We start from the raw sequence: 14,696 nt of genomic DNA on the forward strand, positions 1-14,696 counted from the left end.
ATTGATACATTCTCCCAGGCGGCACTATCTCTTAATTTCTTACTGCATCTGCCCTTCGGAAGACATAATCAAGATAAAACAGGAGGAAAACTATGTCAGGTTCTATCTACGGTACTCTGTTCACCATAACAACCTGGGGAGAATCCCACGGCATCGGAATCGGTGTCGTCGTGGACGGCTGCCCTGCCGGCCTCCCGCTGGACGAGGAATATCTACAAACCTATATGAACCGCAGGAAGCCGGGTCAGACCAAATACTCCACCCCCCGCAAGGAAGGGGACAGGATCACGATTCAGTCCGGTGTCTTTGAAGGCCGGACCACCGGCGCTCCCATCTCACTGGTGGTATACAATGAAAACCAACGCTCCGGCGACTATTCCGAGATTGCAAATTATTACCGTCCTGGCCATGCGGATTATACCTTTGATCAGAAATACGGCTTCCGGGATTACCGTGGCAGCGGACGCTTCTCCGGACGGGAGACTATCGGAAGGGTGGCCGCCGGTGCCATTGCCGCCGCTATTTTAAGGGAGCTGGGAATTGAGGTAAATGCTTACACCCGTTCCATTGGTCCTGTCTCCATCGATCCCGCCAAATTCGATCTCCGTGAGGCCCGGGTAAGCCCTTTTTGCATGCCCGATCCCGATGCCTCCAGGCGCGCGGAGGATTATCTGTCGGAGCAGATGGAGGCTTACAATTCCTCCGGCGGAATCATCGAATGCATTGTGACCGGAATGCCCGCAGGAGTCGGGGAGCCAGTCTTCCAGAAGCTGGACGCTTCCCTGGCCAGAGCCGTAATGTCCATCGGCGCGGTGAAAGGGGTAGAGATCGGTGACGGCTTCCGCTGCGCCCAGATGACCGGGGCGGAGAATAATGATCCTTTTCACTATGATGAAAGCACAGGCATCACCAAGATGACCAATCATGGCGGCGGTATCCTGGGAGGTCTCAGCGACGGCTCGGATATTATTGTTCGGGCGGCAATCAAGCCTACTCCCTCCATCTTCCGCACCCAGAAGACGGTGAATAAGCAGAATGAGAATATTGAGATTCAGATCAAGGGCCGTCATGACCCTGTGATTGTTCCCAGGGCTGTAGTGGTTGTGGAATCCATGATTGCCGTTACCCTTGTGGATCAGCTCTTCCTGGGCATGACCTCAAGACTGGATAAAATTAAGGATTTCTACCGTTCTGAATAAGGAACTGTTACATTATAGTTCATAAAATGCTGCAGCAGGAAGGTCCAATCTTCCAGAATGATTCCTGGCCTTCTTGCTGTATTATTCTGTACCCTTCTTTTTCCCTGCTTTTCGGCTTTCTCCTAAATCTTTCTCATTCTATGCACAATTTGAGCTCGTTACTGAAGGATTGTTTTACCGCTTCCATCTTCTCCCCAACCTTCCGGCATCGTCTTTCCCTCTTTCTTGCTTCCTTTTATTTGCATTTATAATTTTCTACAAAATTATACACGTAATTTTTATAAAAATGATTGACAATATGAATTATACTAGTATAATTTATATTGTTTGCTGTTTAGCGTAACTAAACTTTGAGTTTATTCTCAGTAAGAATCAGAAAGGACACCCCCATGAATATCGGATCAAAAATCAAGGAATTGCGCATTCAGAAAAGTCTGACCCAGGAAGAGCTGGCAGACCGGGCGGAGTTATCCAAAGGCTTCATCTCCCAGCTGGAACGGGATCTGACCTCACCGTCCATCGCGACTCTCATGGATATCCTGCAATGCCTGGGCACCAACCTGGAGGAATTCTTCAGCGGAACCTCCTCCGAACAGGTAGTGTTCAAGAAATCAGATTATTTTGAAAAATACGATTCCGAATTGAAAAATGAAGTGAAGTGGATCATTCCCAACGCTCAGAAGAATATCATGGAGCCCATCCTGCTGACCCTGGACCCCCACGGATCCACCTATCCCGATAATCCCCATGAAGGGGAGGAATTCGGCTATATTTTAAACGGAAGCATCACCCTGCATATCGGCAACCGGAACTATAAGGTCAAAAAGGGAGAATCCTTTTATTTTACCGCCAATAAGCAGCACTACATCACCGCTTCCGAAAAAACAGGCGCTACCCTATTATGGGTATCTACTCCGCCAAGCTTTTAATTCAAAATAGGAGAAGGCTTCCAACCCGGCCTTTGTGATAATTCAGGAGGATCCCAGGATGACGGATAATAAGTTAATCAATCTAGTGAACATAAGCAAGTCCTTTGGTGACACCATGGTACTTGATGAATTGAATTTATATATACGGGAGAATGAATTTCTGACTCTGCTGGGTCCCTCCGGCTGCGGCAAGACCACGACACTCCGCATCATCGGCGGCTTTGAAACCCCCAATGTGGGTCAGGTTATCTTCGAGGGCAAGGATATCACCAAGCTTCCTCCCAACGAACGCCAGTTAAACACGGTTTTTCAGAAATATGCTCTTTTTACCCATATGACCATAGCGGAAAACATTGCCTTCGGTCTGAAGATAAAGAAGAAAAGCAAAGCTTATATCCAGGATAAGATTAATTATGCCTTAAAGCTGGTGAATCTGGAGGGCTTCGGCAACCGTATGCCGGATTCCTTAAGCGGCGGCCAGCAGCAGCGGATTGCCATCGCCAGGGCCATCGTGAACGAGCCGAAGGTTCTTCTCCTGGACGAACCCCTGGGCGCGCTGGATCTGAAGCTGCGCCAGGACATGCAGTATGAGCTGATCCGTCTGAAGAACGAGCTGGGAATTACCTTTATCTACGTAACCCATGACCAGGAGGAGGCTCTGACCATGTCCGACACCATTGTGGTTATGAACCAGGGTTATATCCAGCAGATCGGAACACCGGAGGATATCTACAATGAGCCGAAGAACGCCTTCGTAGCCGACTTCATCGGTGACAGCAATATTATCCCCTCCGTCATGGTGGAGGATAAGCTGGTGAATATTCTCGGAGCGAATTTCCCTTGCGTGGACGTCGGTTTTGGACGGAATAAGCCTGTGGATGTGGTGATTCGTCCCGAGGATATCGATCTGGTGAAGCCGGAGAATGGCATCCTCAGCGGAAGGGTGACCTCCCTGCTCTTTAAGGGTGTCCATTATGAGATGGAGGTAACTGCGAACGGACGGGAATGGCTGGTGCATTCCACCGATCTCTTCCCCGTCGGCAGCGAGGTCGGCATCAGCGTCGATCCTTATGATCTCCAGATCATGAATAAACCGGAATCCGAGGATGAGGAAGCTGCGGAAATCGCTGAATAGTTGCTACAAACCAGCAACTGTAAAATAGTATATCAGGAGATGAAGTCCTATGGCAGTTATCGATAAATTAAAGCATCTTACGGAAAAAAGCCCAATTCCCGCTCTGCGGTTTTCCCATGCAGATAAAACGGAGGCAGGCGGCAGGCATCCTGTGTCGTCTTCCATGAAATGGCTTTCCTTTCCCTATATTATATGGATGGTCGGATTTATCATAATCCCTTTGATTATGATTATCTATTACGGTCTGACCAGCAGCAAAGGCTTTACCCTGGATAATGTGGCGCTGATCGCAGATCCGGTCAACCGGCGGGCCCTTGTGCTTGCGCTGGAGCTTTCCGTCGTCAGCACCATATTATGCCTGCTTCTTGCCTATCCCCTGGCAATGATATTAAATAACTCCAAGCTGGAGAGCAACAGCTTTATCGTGCTGATTATTATTCTGCCCATGTGGATGAATTTTCTGCTGCGCACCATTGCATGGCAGAATATTCTGGAGAAAACCGGTGTGCTGAATAAGATGCTGGAGTTTCTCCATCTTCCGCTGCTGAACATTATCAATACCCCTTCTGCCATCATTCTGGGTATGGTATATAATTTCCTGCCCTTTATGGTGCTTCCGATTTATAATGTATTGATTAAGATTGACAGGGACGTGGTGAATGCGGCCAGAGATCTCGGCGCCAGCAGCTCCCAGACCTTTTTGAGAATTATTCTGCCCCTGAGCCTTCCGGGAGTGATAAGCGGTATTACCATGGTATTTGTCCCCTCTCTTACCACCTTCGTCATCTCCACCATCCTTGGCGGAAGCAAGATCGTTCTCATCGGCAACGTGATTGAGCAGCAATTCCGCCTGGGGAACTGGAACACCGGCTCCGGGCTGTCCCTGGTACTGATGATTTTCATCCTGTTCTGTATGGCGGTTCTGTCCAAATACGATAAGGAAAAGGAGGGAAGCAATCTATGGTAAAAAAAATAGTAAGCCGTCTCTATGTAGGCATTATTCTGCTGTTTTTATATGCACCCATTATCATTCTGATTGTCCTGTCCTTTAACGCCTCCAAGTCCAGGGCGAAGTGGGGCGGCTTCACCCTTCACTGGTACAAGCAGCTCTTTCGGAATGATGATATTATGGCGGCTCTCTCAACTACTTTGATTATTGCCTTTTCCTCCGCACTCATTGCCACACTGCTGGGTACTGCGGCGGCTCTCGCAATGAACAGCATGAAGAAGACACCCCGGGCCGTATTGATGAGCATTACCAATATTCCCATGCTCAACGCGGATATTGTGACGGGTATTTCCCTGATGCTGATCTTTGTTGCACTGAACTTTACCCTGGGCTTTACCAGCGTATTGCTGGCTCATATTACCTTTAATATTCCCTATGTGATTTTGAGTGTCATGCCAAAGCTAAAGCAGCTCAATCCCCATACCTTTGAAGCGGCTCAGGATCTGGGAGCATCCCGCTCATATGCTTTTTTCCGGGTTATTCTGCCGGATATCCTGCCCGGGGTCATGTCAGGTTTTTTCCTGTCCTTTACCATGTCCCTGGATGATTTCGTGATCACCCATTTTACCAAGGGGCCTGAGATTAATACACTGTCAACCAAGATCTATACCGAGGTGCGCAAGGGCATCAAGCCGGAGATTTATGCACTCTCCACCCTGATGTTCGTAACGGTATTATTACTGCTGATCTTCATTAACCGTAGAAATGCAGGAAAGAATGCACCGCTTCGCAAGCTGTAATACACTCATAAGGTATCTGCTTGCATTTCAATCACAAAATCAAAACGGAAAAGCAATTAACCGGAAGAATAAGATCATGTCTTAAGGACATGGCAAATCAAGAGGAGGAACAAGAATGAAGAAAGTAATTGGATGTTTTGCCCTGCTGGCCTTTTCCCTCAGCCTTCTGGCAGGCTGCAGCAAGGATGAGGGGGAGAAGGTCTATGTGTACAACTGGGGAGAGTATATTGACCGGGAGGTTCTGGATCAATTTGAGGAAGAGACCGGTATCAAGGTGGTCTATGATGAATTTGAGCAGAATGAAGAGATGTATCCCAAGATCAAGGCAGGGGCGGTCCAGTATGATGTGGTATGCCCTTCTGATTACATGATACAGAAAATGATCCAGGAAAATTTGCTTGCAGAAATCAATTTCGATAATGTACCCAATATCTCCAATATAGATCCTGCCTATCTGAAAAGCTCCCAGAGCTTTGATCCGGAGAACAAATACAGTGTTCCTTACTGCTGGGGAACCGTTGGAATCCTTTACAACAAGACCATGGTGGAGGGTCCCATTGACAGCTGGGGCGCCCTCTTTGACGAGAAATATTCCGGTAATATTCTGATGATGGACAGTGTGCGGGATGCCTTCGGCATCGCTCTGACCTATCTGGGCTATGACATGAACAGCACTGACAACGCCCAGCTGGAGGAGGCAAAGGCACTGTTAGCCAGCCAGTATCCCCTGGTACAGGCTTATGTGGTTGACCAGGTACGGGATAAGATGATCGGCGGCGAGGCTGCCCTGGGCGTCATCTATTCCGGTGAAGCAATCTACACCCAGAGGGAAAATCCCGACCTGGAATATGTTATTCCAAAGGAAGGCTCCAATGTATGGATCGATGGCTGGGTTATCCCGAAAAACTGCCGGAACAAGGAGAATGCGGAAGCCTTTATCAATTTCCTGTGCCGCGGTGATATCGCCCTGAAGAATTTTGAGTACATTACCTACTCCACACCTAACACTGCTGCCAGAGAGATGATAATGGATGCGGATATCAAGAACAGCAAGGTAGCCTTTCCCGAGCAGTCCGTCCTGGACCGCTGCCAGACCTATCAATATCTGGGCGAGGAGATCGAATCATCCTATATTGATAAATGGAATGAGGCAAAATCGTCCCATTAATTCTACGTTCTGCTGCTATTGGCAAGCTTGAACGGCAGGAATAAAATCAACTATATAGAACCTTACCATATCAGCATGATAAAATGATGCGGAAGAAGCTCTGTGACCAGGTCTTCTCCGCATCATTTTTTAGTATTATTAAGATATTTTTAAAGCGTGACATGTAGCTGCCATATTTGTATGCTACGCTGATTTTGGTGATGAAATATGAACAGATTATTTGAAATTACATATCTTCTGATGAATAGAAAAACCATAACCGCCAGGGAGCTGGCGGAACATTTTGGCGTGTCCCAGCGCACGATCTACCGTGATATTGATGCGCTGAGTTTGTCGGGCATCCCTGTCTATACCGAGAAGGGCAAGGGCGGCGGCATTCGCCTTCTGCCGGATTTTGTTCTGAACAAATCCATTCTGAGCGAGGAAGAACAGAATGAGATTCTGTATGCCCTGCAGGGCCTTTCCAGCGTAACAACAGCAGAAACCAATCAGGTATTACAAAAGCTGTCCACCATTTTCAACCGGAATACTGTTCCCTGGCTGGAGGTGGATTTTTCTGATTGGAGCTATGCAAACGGCCAGTCCTTTAATGATTTTAAGACAGCGATTCTGGAGCATCGGATTGTTGAGTTTGATTATTATAGCACTTACGGTGAGAAAACCCACCGGCGCATTGAGCCGATTCAGCTCTGGTTTAAATCCAAAGCCTGGTATATCAAGGGCTTCTGTCTGACTCGGCAGGACATACGCCTGTTTAAGCTGTCGAGGGTGAAGAAGCTGACCGTGACGAATGAACTATTCACCGAGCGCAGTATGTCAGATCTCCGCCCGGATACCAGTCCCGCCGGACACCGGCGGCCGGATGTGAGTCTTCGGCTTAAAATCACACCGGAGATGACCTATCGCGTCTATGATGAGTTTGATGAAGATATGGTGGAAAAACAGCCGGACGGCAGCTTCATCATATCGGTGACATGGCCGGAGGATGATTGGGTGTACGGAACCATCCTCTCCTATGGGGAATATATGGAGGTTCTGGAACCGGAGCATATCCGGGAGATTATTAAGAAAAAAGCACAGAATACAGTAAGAAAATATTTATAGCAAAAAACATTTATATTGCAGGAACATAATGTGCGTTCCTTGTAATCGAGATGGACGGCACAGAAGCAGCGCCTTTTATCAGAAGTTAAAATATAACTTCTGATAATTTATAATATGACATTACGTTGTCAGGTTACAGGTTTTATAATTGAAACAAACGCAGAAAAGGAGTAACCGCAATGACTACAAAACATATTTACAAGGACATATTCTCTGTTATCGGAAAAGCCGGACAGGGCCCGGCAAACAGCCCCCAGGAATGGATACCAACCTTATGGAACGACGCCAATTCTCACTTTGCAGAGATTGCGGATGTTATCCGCACGGATGAAAATGGCTTCCCTTTGGGCATATGGGGCGCAATGAACGATGCAGAGGAAAGCAACAAGCGCTGGAGCGAAACCGGCAAATACATGGCAGGCTGCGAGGCAGATATTGACGCAGCGGCGCCGGAAGGCTGGACAAAGTGGATCATCCCGGCACAGACCTACCTGGTGGCGGAATGCACGGCGGAGGAATACGGGGAAGTATTTGGAAAGATTACTAATGATCCCAACATAGAAATCGTTGGCACCGTTCACGAACGCTATCCCGTACCGGGCAACTCCGATCTTCTTGAGTTATATTTTCCTATTGCAAAGGGGTCCTCTTATGCCTAAATCAGATCACGCCCACGCAATCAAGCTGTATCAAAGTCTGAAAAGGCATATTGGGCCCGAGGCGGCGGGGGATTTCCTTGAAAAGCTGCCCTTGTCCAAATCTGCCGATTATAATAAAAAATTCAAATGGGCCAATGAAGTCTGCTCCTATCTGGAAGAACGTTTTTCAGAGGAAGAGATACGCAAGATCCGCATGGACTGCTGCTGCCTGCCGGGAAGTAAGGCGGAGGAGGCAAGGATACTGTATGAAAGCTCCGCGGATTACGGCGAGTTCTGTGAGCGTTTCAATAAGAAACACGCGCCCGGCAACAGTCTTTCCCATGACGGCAAGGCGCTTTACTTCTCCTACCCGGCCTGCTACTGCTCCTGTATCAAGCGCGGTGACGGAAATGTATCCGGTTCCTGGTGTGCATGCACCCTTGGCTATACCCAGAAATTGTTCTCACACGCACTTTCCTGCAAGGTACAGGTGGAATTGCTGGAAAGTGTAAAAACCGGCGGTGAGAAATGTGTGATGAAGATTATACAAAGCTAAGAATAACACAAGCCATAAACCTTTTCGAAGGCTGATGCAAAACGAATATCTCCCGCTATACAATTGTGTACGATGAAAGAGAAACCCATGTCATATGATAGATTAAATCCTTTTTTGTAACGACCTCCTTTCACTAATTGCATAAATGCGCGCCATCTTTTTTAATAAAAGAATCGGCGCGCATTTTTCATTACATTATATCGTAAAGTCACGGGAAAACATTTTCTAAAATCTATTTCATTATTTTTTTCAATACAGATAAATTATTCTTAAAGGGCGGATAGCGTAGATTTATATCCAAAATATTTGATTTTTTGATAACTCCTTTCCGATGCGTAAAAGTATCATAGCTGTTTTTTCCGTGATACTGCCCCATTCCGCTTTCACCCACTCCCCCAAAGGGCATATTCGGATTGGTCAAGTGAATTATCGTGTCATTAACACACCCGCCGCCAAAGGAAACATTCTTCATTACATATTCTTCCCGTTTTTTACTTGTTGTAAAAAAATAAAGAGCAAGGGGCTTTGGACGTTCTCTGACCATTGCCAGCGCGTCACTTAACCTTTCGAATTTCATGATTGGAAGCAAAGGCCCGAAAATTTCCTCCTTCATTATGGCACTTTCCCAGGTTACATGATCCAAAATAGCAGGCGCAATTTGTAGGGTATCCTTATTCCATTCCCCTCCGGTGATAACCTCGATGTTTTCCATTAAGCCCAAAAGCCTGTCAAAATGTTTCTGATTGATAATTTTAGGATAATACTCGCTTTGCAGAGGGTCTTTCCCGTAAAATACGGTAATATAATTTTTCATCTCAATAATCAGCTTATCTTTCACCTTTTCATGGACAAGCAGGTAATCAGGGGCAACACAGGTCTGCCCCGCGTTTAAAAACTTACCCCAGACAATCCTTTTTGCCGCCAGTTTAAGATTAGCTGTTTCATCCACAATACATGGGCTTTTTCCGCCCAGCTCCAGGGTTACGGGCGTAAGGTGCTTTGCTGCCGCTTCCATAACGCTTCTTCCAACCTGCGGGCTTCCGGTAAAAAATATATAATCGAATTTTTCATCCAGCAAGGATTTATTAGCTTCGCGTCCGCCCCGGACTACTGTGACATATTCTTCCCTGAAAACCTTTTTTATTATTTTTTCTATAATCTCCGAAGTGTGAAAGGAGTACTCCGAGGGTTTTAATACACAGGTATTCCCCGCCGCCAGCGCGCCTACAAGGGGCACCATGGTTAATTGGAACGGATAGTTCCATGGCGACATAATAAGAACCACGCCGTAAGGCTCCGTATAAAGAACACTGGAAGAAGGAAAATGCATCAGAGGGGTTTTTACCCGCTTAGGCCTTGTCCAATTGGATAAATGCTTTATCACATATTTAATTTCTTCTAATACGATTCCGATTTCTGTTTCATAAGCTTCGAATTCCGATTTGTTTAAATCCAATTTTAAAGCCGACATAATTTCACTTTCATGCTTTTTAATCGCGTCACGCAAACAATTGAGCTTTGCAATACGGAATTTAATGTCTTTCGTTTCTCCTGCCGAAAAAAATTCTCTCTGCGATTTGATTGCTTCCTTCCTATCAGATATAATACATCTCCTCCTTACTGTAAAGTTTTATTATTCCCTTATTGATAGCTTATACCCTCTTTCATCAACCAGTCAAGTAAAAGGATAAAAGTTTTCTGCTGCCACTATTAATCAGTATTCATAAATAGAGCAGGCAACCGGCGTATTATCCTCTTTTTCAGGAAGCGCGAGAAAGCCTTTGTTATATAGTGCCTCATAAAAATAAATACCGGAATAAAAACTGATCCAGGTTGTAGCAAATCCGTCGGCATATCCCTTTAAATGCTCCGGGATCGTGTTTTTAACAATCCGCCGTATATTCGCTGCCTTCTCTCTACAGAGGGGGCCCAGCACCCTTTTCATTTCTGCATTTATTTCGTTAAACAGTTTTCTGCTTTCCCTGGTGCTAACCATGACATTGCAGAAAAGTTTGCCATCCGCTTTTACTACATACCCCTCCTCAATTAACTGTGCATAAAGGAGCATGTCTTTCTCTTTGACATTTTGACTGTAAACATCGTAGAGCGCCTGTGCTTTTCCCAAATTGCAAAGCTCTTTTTGATGATGGTATTCGCCGAATACAGCGATATCCTTTGCCCACACCATACATTTTTCAAGTTCGGTTGGTGTCTGCCCCGAACTCCATTGATAACCTGCCGCTTCTTCCGCGAAGAGAAAGGCCCGGGAACCGCAGGATAAAATTTGGGGGAAATCCTCGCTCTTTACAGGAAAATTGCCATCCGAAGCAAATGCGCCGTCGAAGTCAAAGAAAGCGACGCCATCTGCCCATACCCATGTATAGCGGTAATCCTGCACCTCCTGGCGAAATATATTGCATTGCTTCAGTTGGGGAAGATACCTTTCATATGCTTCCAAAACAACCGGAACGAATTGTGCGTACAAGGCTTCAAATTGTTCCTTTGCCTGTTTGATCGCATTGGATTTCATGATGTGAAAATTAGTGCGGTATTTATTCTTTTCATTTTTGACCATTACACCCGCATCCAGAAGGAGCTGAAGCTCCTCCTCAATGTAAACAGCCGGAATACCTGTTTCAATTGATATCTCGCTTACGGTTCTCCATAGATCATGACAAAATATTGCGATCTGGCACGGCAGCTTCCGCTTAAGTACCTCCCATATATTAATTCTTGAAAAATCAATTGCTGATTTATAAATGCTGAACTCCTTCGGCCAAAAACTCTTATTCCCTATCTCCATAGCTACTGCCTCCTTTAATTTCTGCTTACCTGCCTGAAGATAAAACTTAACCATTTCCTCGCTTATGTTTAACCTCAATGCGGTTTCCCGGATGGTAAGCTCTTCATAGTAAAAACAGACGAGAGTCTCACGGTAAAAGCCCCAGAGCCTGGACAGCTCCAGCCTGATTCTATAACATTCCTCATTATGGATCATGGTTTCAATAATGGGTATGTCATTGGAAACATTGGAATAGACATCTGTGTTATCGTCTATTTCCAGCGCCAGTCTGGATTTTTTTCTGCACCAGTTTTTAAATGTATTATGGGCAATGCTCCACATAAATGCATTAAAATTATGGCACACCGCCCCTTTTTCGATGGCGGTCACGCACTGGCAGCTGATTTCCTGCGCCAGCTCCTCAGCTTCATCATAGTTATTCATTTTTTTGATTGCAAACCCAAGGAATGCATTCAGGTAGGTTTCTTCTAACTGACGCCGTTGCTCTTCTCTGTTCATGTTCATTTCTCCATTGCCTATGTAAGCTGCTTACAACAATATAGTAACCAGCGCCAATGAAAAGATAAGTAAATGAGCAGCTATATTTATAAAAATCGGCAGGCAATCCCATTCCGGTCTTGCCTGCCCGAAAATAATGTTACTTGGCACCGATTGTCATGTCCCGGTTACTGGCACTTGACACCGTTTTTTAAGGGTTCCTGACACCTATCTTGACACCTATCTGATTCTCTCCGGGAAACCAACCTTCTTCTGAACCCTTCGAAGGGTCTTGGTTGCATAATAGTTTGCCTTCTCCGCATTGGCCTTGATAATTCCGTCAATATAGCCCTTATCCTTCTCCAGCCGGGAGAATTCCTCCTGAATCGGCTTCAGCAGATGAACCACGGCTTCTCCCACGGCTAATTTAAAGTCACCATAGCCAGAGCTTGCAAATTCCGCCTCCGTCTCGGCCACATTCTTGCCGGTAGCGATGCAGTAGATATCGATGAGATTTTTGATTCCCGGCTTATCCTCACTGTAACGGATGCTGTTCTCCGAATCAGTCACCGCTCTCTTGAACTTACGGATAATGGTATCCGGATCATCCATCAGGTAAATACTTGCGTTGGGATTTTCATCGGATTTGGACATCTTCTTCTCCGGCTCCTGGAGGCTCATGATCTTAGCTCCCTGCTTGCCCAGATAGGGTTCCGGTATCGTGAATACATCCCCGTAGATTCCGTTAAAGCGCTCCGCAATATCCCTGGTAAGCTCGATATGCTGCTTCTGGTCCACACCCACCGGAACGATATCCGACTGGAAGAGCAGAATATCTGCCGCCATAAGAACAGGATAGGTGAACAGGCCGGCATTGATATTATCGGCGTGCTTTGCCGATTTGTCCTTGTACTGGGTCATGCGGCTCAGCTCACCCATATAGGTAAAGCAGTTTAATATCCAGCTCAGCTCTGCATGGGCTGATACATGGGACTGATAATAAATGCAGTTCTTCTCCGGGTTAAGGCCGGCTGCAATATACAGGGTAAGAAGCGCCCTTGCCCTCTTGCGCAGCTCTGCCGCTTCCTGACGAACCGTGATGGAATGCATATCAACCACACAGTAGAAGGTCTCATATTCATCCTCAAAAGCAACCCAGTTCTTCAAAGCTCCCAGATAGTTTCCCAAGGTGAGGGTACCGGTTGCCTGCATCCCGCTAAATAATGATTTTTTTCCATCTAACATATTGTCACTTCCTATTCATTAGTCAGAGACTTAAATACATCATGCATTCTGTCGTAATCATATCAGATGCATTCACTCTCTGCTGGTATCATACTTATTATGCTTTACTATATCATGAATAAAAAAACAGGTTCATGATCTTTCGCTCCGCTCACATGATTGCAAACCGGCTTGTCGTGCGAATGCTCTTTCCGCACTGTTTACTATGCTTTACTATATAAAGAATATCTAAAAATGTCAATGTTTCCTGCTAAATAATTTGGCAGGCTGCGAAAGCTTATCATCTAAACTGCTGCACCAATTCTGTCAAGGAATCGACTACACCATCATACTCCGCCACATCCCCAAAACCATATCTTGCAAAAATGAAAGGCACCCCGGCCTCTTTTGCGGCATTGGCATCTCCCTGGGTATCGCCTACGTAGACCGGATTCTCCAGCTTGTTGCGCTCTACCACCATGCGTATGTTGTCCGCCTTTAATTTACCGGAACGCCCCGGATACTCATAATCCGTAAAATACTGCTCAAGCTGGGGATAAGCAGCAAAGAAACACTGGATGTAGCCTTCCTGACAATTGCTTACTATAAATAGTTTATATTTCTTCGTCAATTCTCTCAAGGCTTCTTCCAGCCCTTCATATAACACTGCTCCATGCTCCGCCAGATATTCGCACTCATATGCGCAGCATTCCTCCATCACCTTGACCGCATGCTCCCTGTTCACGCTCCGGTACAGCCTCTCCGCAATCACATCCAAGGGCAGGCCGAATAACTCCTGCAGCCGTTCCGGAGTTACGACCTCCTTCACCTCCGGATGCCGTTCCGTCAGCACCTTATTAAAGGCATCCGCTACCTCGGCTGTTGAATCCCATAGTGTTCCATCCAAATCAAAAATAATACTATCTGCCATGTTATACTTTTTCATCCTCTTCATTTCATTTTATTGATTTTCCATGGAACTATTTTACCATACATCGCCGGTAATGTATACTCTGTAATCTTCCGTAATTCCTGCTTATCAGTCTTGTTTCTGCCAGAACCTCTTCTTTCCTGCATTCCCTTTCCTGCCTTTGCCTCATTGGACAAAATCCTTTCCCCATGCTATAATCTTAAATAAAACACCAGGAAAGGCAGGTAACAAATGAAGCAAATCGCAAGCTTTACTATTGACCATATGAAATTACTCCGGGGCTTCTATGTCTCAAGGAAGGATAAGATCGGAGAGGAAACCATTACCACCTTTGATATCCGCATGACCCGTCCCAATTATGAACCGGTGATGCAGACCGGGGAGATGCACACCATCGAGCACCTGGCCGCAACCTATCTGCGCAATCATGCCGAGTACGCCGGGAAAGTAGTTTATTTCGGCCCAATGGGCTGTCGCACGGGCTTCTATCTGCTTCTTGGCGGTGACTATGAATCAAGGGAGATTCTTCCCCTTTTGATAGAGACCTATGAATTCATCCGGGATTTTACCGGCGATATTCCCGGCGCGACTCCGGAAAACTGCGGGAATTATTCGGATATGAACCTGGAAGCAGCTAAGCTCTGCGCCAAAAGCTTTTTGGATGATATTCTTTACAAGATCACGGACGCCAATCTGATTTATCCAAATTAATAACGCCGTCTGATCCGCAGGCAGCAAAGCGATTCATTTTTCACGGCTTGATGAATATACTGTATTAAGTAT

General features: G+C 46.1%; 15 protein-coding genes. 10 read left to right on the forward strand and 5 right to left on the reverse strand.

Annotated features, from left to right (window positions below):
* Positions 1-92 precede the first annotated feature (92 nt).
* From aroC to HNQ56_RS05635, 9 genes are all read left to right on the forward strand, one after another.
* Positions 93-1,199, forward strand: a complete 1,107-nt coding sequence (gene aroC / locus HNQ56_RS05595) for a chorismate synthase (protein ID WP_429143632.1) — start codon at positions 93-95, stop codon at positions 1,197-1,199.
* A gap of 389 nt (positions 1,200-1,588) precedes the next feature.
* The gene (locus HNQ56_RS05600; protein WP_429143634.1) at positions 1,589-2,128 is read left to right on the forward strand and encodes a helix-turn-helix domain-containing protein; all 540 of its coding nucleotides are present in this window, start codon (positions 1,589-1,591) and stop codon (positions 2,126-2,128) included.
* A gap of 58 nt (positions 2,129-2,186) precedes the next feature.
* Positions 2,187-3,263, forward strand: a complete 1,077-nt coding sequence (locus HNQ56_RS05605; protein ID WP_429143636.1) for an ABC transporter ATP-binding protein — start codon at positions 2,187-2,189, stop codon at positions 3,261-3,263.
* A 163-nt stretch (positions 3,264-3,426) separates the two neighbouring features.
* On the forward strand, positions 3,427-4,230 hold the full coding sequence (locus HNQ56_RS05610; protein ID WP_429143829.1) for an ABC transporter permease: 804 nt from the start codon (positions 3,427-3,429) through the stop codon (positions 4,228-4,230).
* Positions 4,224-5,012, forward strand: coding sequence for an ABC transporter permease (locus HNQ56_RS05615; protein WP_429143638.1), 789 nt, complete (start codon positions 4,224-4,226; stop codon positions 5,010-5,012). The genes HNQ56_RS05610 and HNQ56_RS05615 overlap by 7 nt, the downstream gene beginning before the upstream one ends.
* Positions 5,013-5,127: 115 nt before the next feature.
* Positions 5,128-6,180 (forward strand): ABC transporter substrate-binding protein, encoded by a 1,053-nt coding sequence (locus HNQ56_RS05620; protein WP_429143640.1) that lies wholly within the window; start codon positions 5,128-5,130, stop codon positions 6,178-6,180.
* 207 nt (positions 6,181-6,387) lie between these two features.
* Positions 6,388-7,284 carry a helix-turn-helix transcriptional regulator gene (locus HNQ56_RS05625; RefSeq protein ID WP_429143642.1) on the forward strand — a complete coding sequence of 299 codons (897 nt, stop codon included), beginning with the start codon at positions 6,388-6,390 and terminating at the stop codon, positions 7,282-7,284.
* Between the two features lie 179 nt (positions 7,285-7,463).
* Positions 7,464-7,943 carry a GyrI-like domain-containing protein gene (locus HNQ56_RS05630; RefSeq protein WP_429143644.1) on the forward strand — a complete coding sequence of 160 codons (480 nt, stop codon included), beginning with the start codon at positions 7,464-7,466 and terminating at the stop codon, positions 7,941-7,943.
* Positions 7,936-8,478 carry a DUF6144 family protein gene (locus HNQ56_RS05635; RefSeq protein WP_429143646.1) on the forward strand — a complete coding sequence of 181 codons (543 nt, stop codon included), beginning with the start codon at positions 7,936-7,938 and terminating at the stop codon, positions 8,476-8,478. The genes HNQ56_RS05630 and HNQ56_RS05635 overlap by 8 nt, the downstream gene beginning before the upstream one ends.
* A gap of 232 nt (positions 8,479-8,710) precedes the next feature.
* On the opposite strand, the gene HNQ56_RS05640 is transcribed toward HNQ56_RS05635, so the two are convergent.
* The 5 genes from HNQ56_RS05640 to HNQ56_RS05660 form a co-directional block, all read right to left on the reverse strand.
* On the reverse strand, positions 8,711-10,081 hold the full coding sequence (locus tag HNQ56_RS05640; protein ID WP_429143831.1) for an aldehyde dehydrogenase: 1,371 nt from the start codon (positions 10,079-10,081) through the stop codon (positions 8,711-8,713).
* 111 nt (positions 10,082-10,192) lie between these two features.
* Positions 10,193-11,779 (reverse strand): RNA polymerase sigma factor, encoded by a 1,587-nt coding sequence (locus HNQ56_RS05645; protein ID WP_429143648.1) that lies wholly within the window; start codon positions 11,777-11,779, stop codon positions 10,193-10,195.
* A gap of 219 nt (positions 11,780-11,998) precedes the next feature.
* Entirely contained in the window at positions 11,999-13,003 is a 1,005-nt protein-coding gene (gene trpS / locus HNQ56_RS05650; protein ID WP_429143650.1) for a tryptophan--tRNA ligase, read from the reverse strand.
* Between the two features lie 280 nt (positions 13,004-13,283).
* The gene (locus HNQ56_RS05655) at positions 13,284-13,913 is read right to left on the reverse strand and encodes an HAD family hydrolase (RefSeq protein WP_429143652.1); all 630 of its coding nucleotides are present in this window, start codon (positions 13,911-13,913) and stop codon (positions 13,284-13,286) included.
* A gap of 20 nt (positions 13,914-13,933) precedes the next feature.
* A complete protein-coding gene (locus HNQ56_RS05660) occupies positions 13,934-14,059 on the reverse strand; it encodes a hypothetical protein (RefSeq protein WP_429143654.1) in 126 nt (41 codons plus the stop codon).
* Positions 14,060-14,144: 85 nt separating this feature from the next.
* Between HNQ56_RS05660 and HNQ56_RS05665 the strand changes: the two genes are divergently transcribed.
* Complete coding sequence (locus tag HNQ56_RS05665; protein ID WP_429143656.1) at positions 14,145-14,624, forward strand: S-ribosylhomocysteine lyase; 480 nt, start codon at positions 14,145-14,147, stop codon at positions 14,622-14,624.
* The last annotated feature ends 72 nt before the right edge of the window (positions 14,625-14,696 follow it).

This window comes from Anaerotaenia torta (genome assembly GCF_050433395.1).
Taxonomy (GTDB): Bacteria; Bacillota; Clostridia; order Lachnospirales; family Lachnospiraceae; genus Mobilitalea; species Mobilitalea torta.

What these genes read in the sequence shown, in the direction of transcription:
- aroC (WP_429143632.1), top strand. Translation starts at nt 93, where the DNA reads ATGTCAGGTTCTATCTACGGTACTCTGTTCACCATAACAACCTGGGGA.
- HNQ56_RS05600 (WP_429143634.1), top strand. Translation starts at nt 1,589, where the DNA reads ATGAATATCGGATCAAAAATCAAGGAATTGCGCATTCAGAAAAGTCTG.
- HNQ56_RS05605 (WP_429143636.1), top strand. Translation starts at nt 2,187, where the DNA reads ATGACGGATAATAAGTTAATCAATCTAGTGAACATAAGCAAGTCCTTT.
- HNQ56_RS05610 (WP_429143829.1), top strand. Translation starts at nt 3,427, where the DNA reads ATGAAATGGCTTTCCTTTCCCTATATTATATGGATGGTCGGATTTATC.
- HNQ56_RS05615 (WP_429143638.1), top strand. Translation starts at nt 4,224, where the DNA reads ATGGTAAAAAAAATAGTAAGCCGTCTCTATGTAGGCATTATTCTGCTG.
- HNQ56_RS05620 (WP_429143640.1), top strand. Translation starts at nt 5,128, where the DNA reads ATGAAGAAAGTAATTGGATGTTTTGCCCTGCTGGCCTTTTCCCTCAGC.
- HNQ56_RS05625 (WP_429143642.1), top strand. Translation starts at nt 6,388, where the DNA reads ATGAACAGATTATTTGAAATTACATATCTTCTGATGAATAGAAAAACC.
- HNQ56_RS05630 (WP_429143644.1), top strand. Translation starts at nt 7,464, where the DNA reads ATGACTACAAAACATATTTACAAGGACATATTCTCTGTTATCGGAAAA.
- HNQ56_RS05635 (WP_429143646.1), top strand. Translation starts at nt 7,936, where the DNA reads ATGCCTAAATCAGATCACGCCCACGCAATCAAGCTGTATCAAAGTCTG.
- HNQ56_RS05645 (WP_429143648.1), bottom strand. Translation starts at nt 11,779, where the DNA reads ATGAACAGAGAAGAGCAACGGCGTCAGTTAGAAGAAACCTACCTGAAT.
- trpS (WP_429143650.1), bottom strand. Translation starts at nt 13,003, where the DNA reads ATGTTAGATGGAAAAAAATCATTATTTAGCGGGATGCAGGCAACCGGT.
- HNQ56_RS05655 (WP_429143652.1), bottom strand. Translation starts at nt 13,913, where the DNA reads ATGGCAGATAGTATTATTTTTGATTTGGATGGAACACTATGGGATTCA.
- HNQ56_RS05660 (WP_429143654.1), bottom strand. Translation starts at nt 14,059, where the DNA reads ATGCAGGAAAGAAGAGGTTCTGGCAGAAACAAGACTGATAAGCAGGAA.
- HNQ56_RS05665 (WP_429143656.1), top strand. Translation starts at nt 14,145, where the DNA reads ATGAAGCAAATCGCAAGCTTTACTATTGACCATATGAAATTACTCCGG.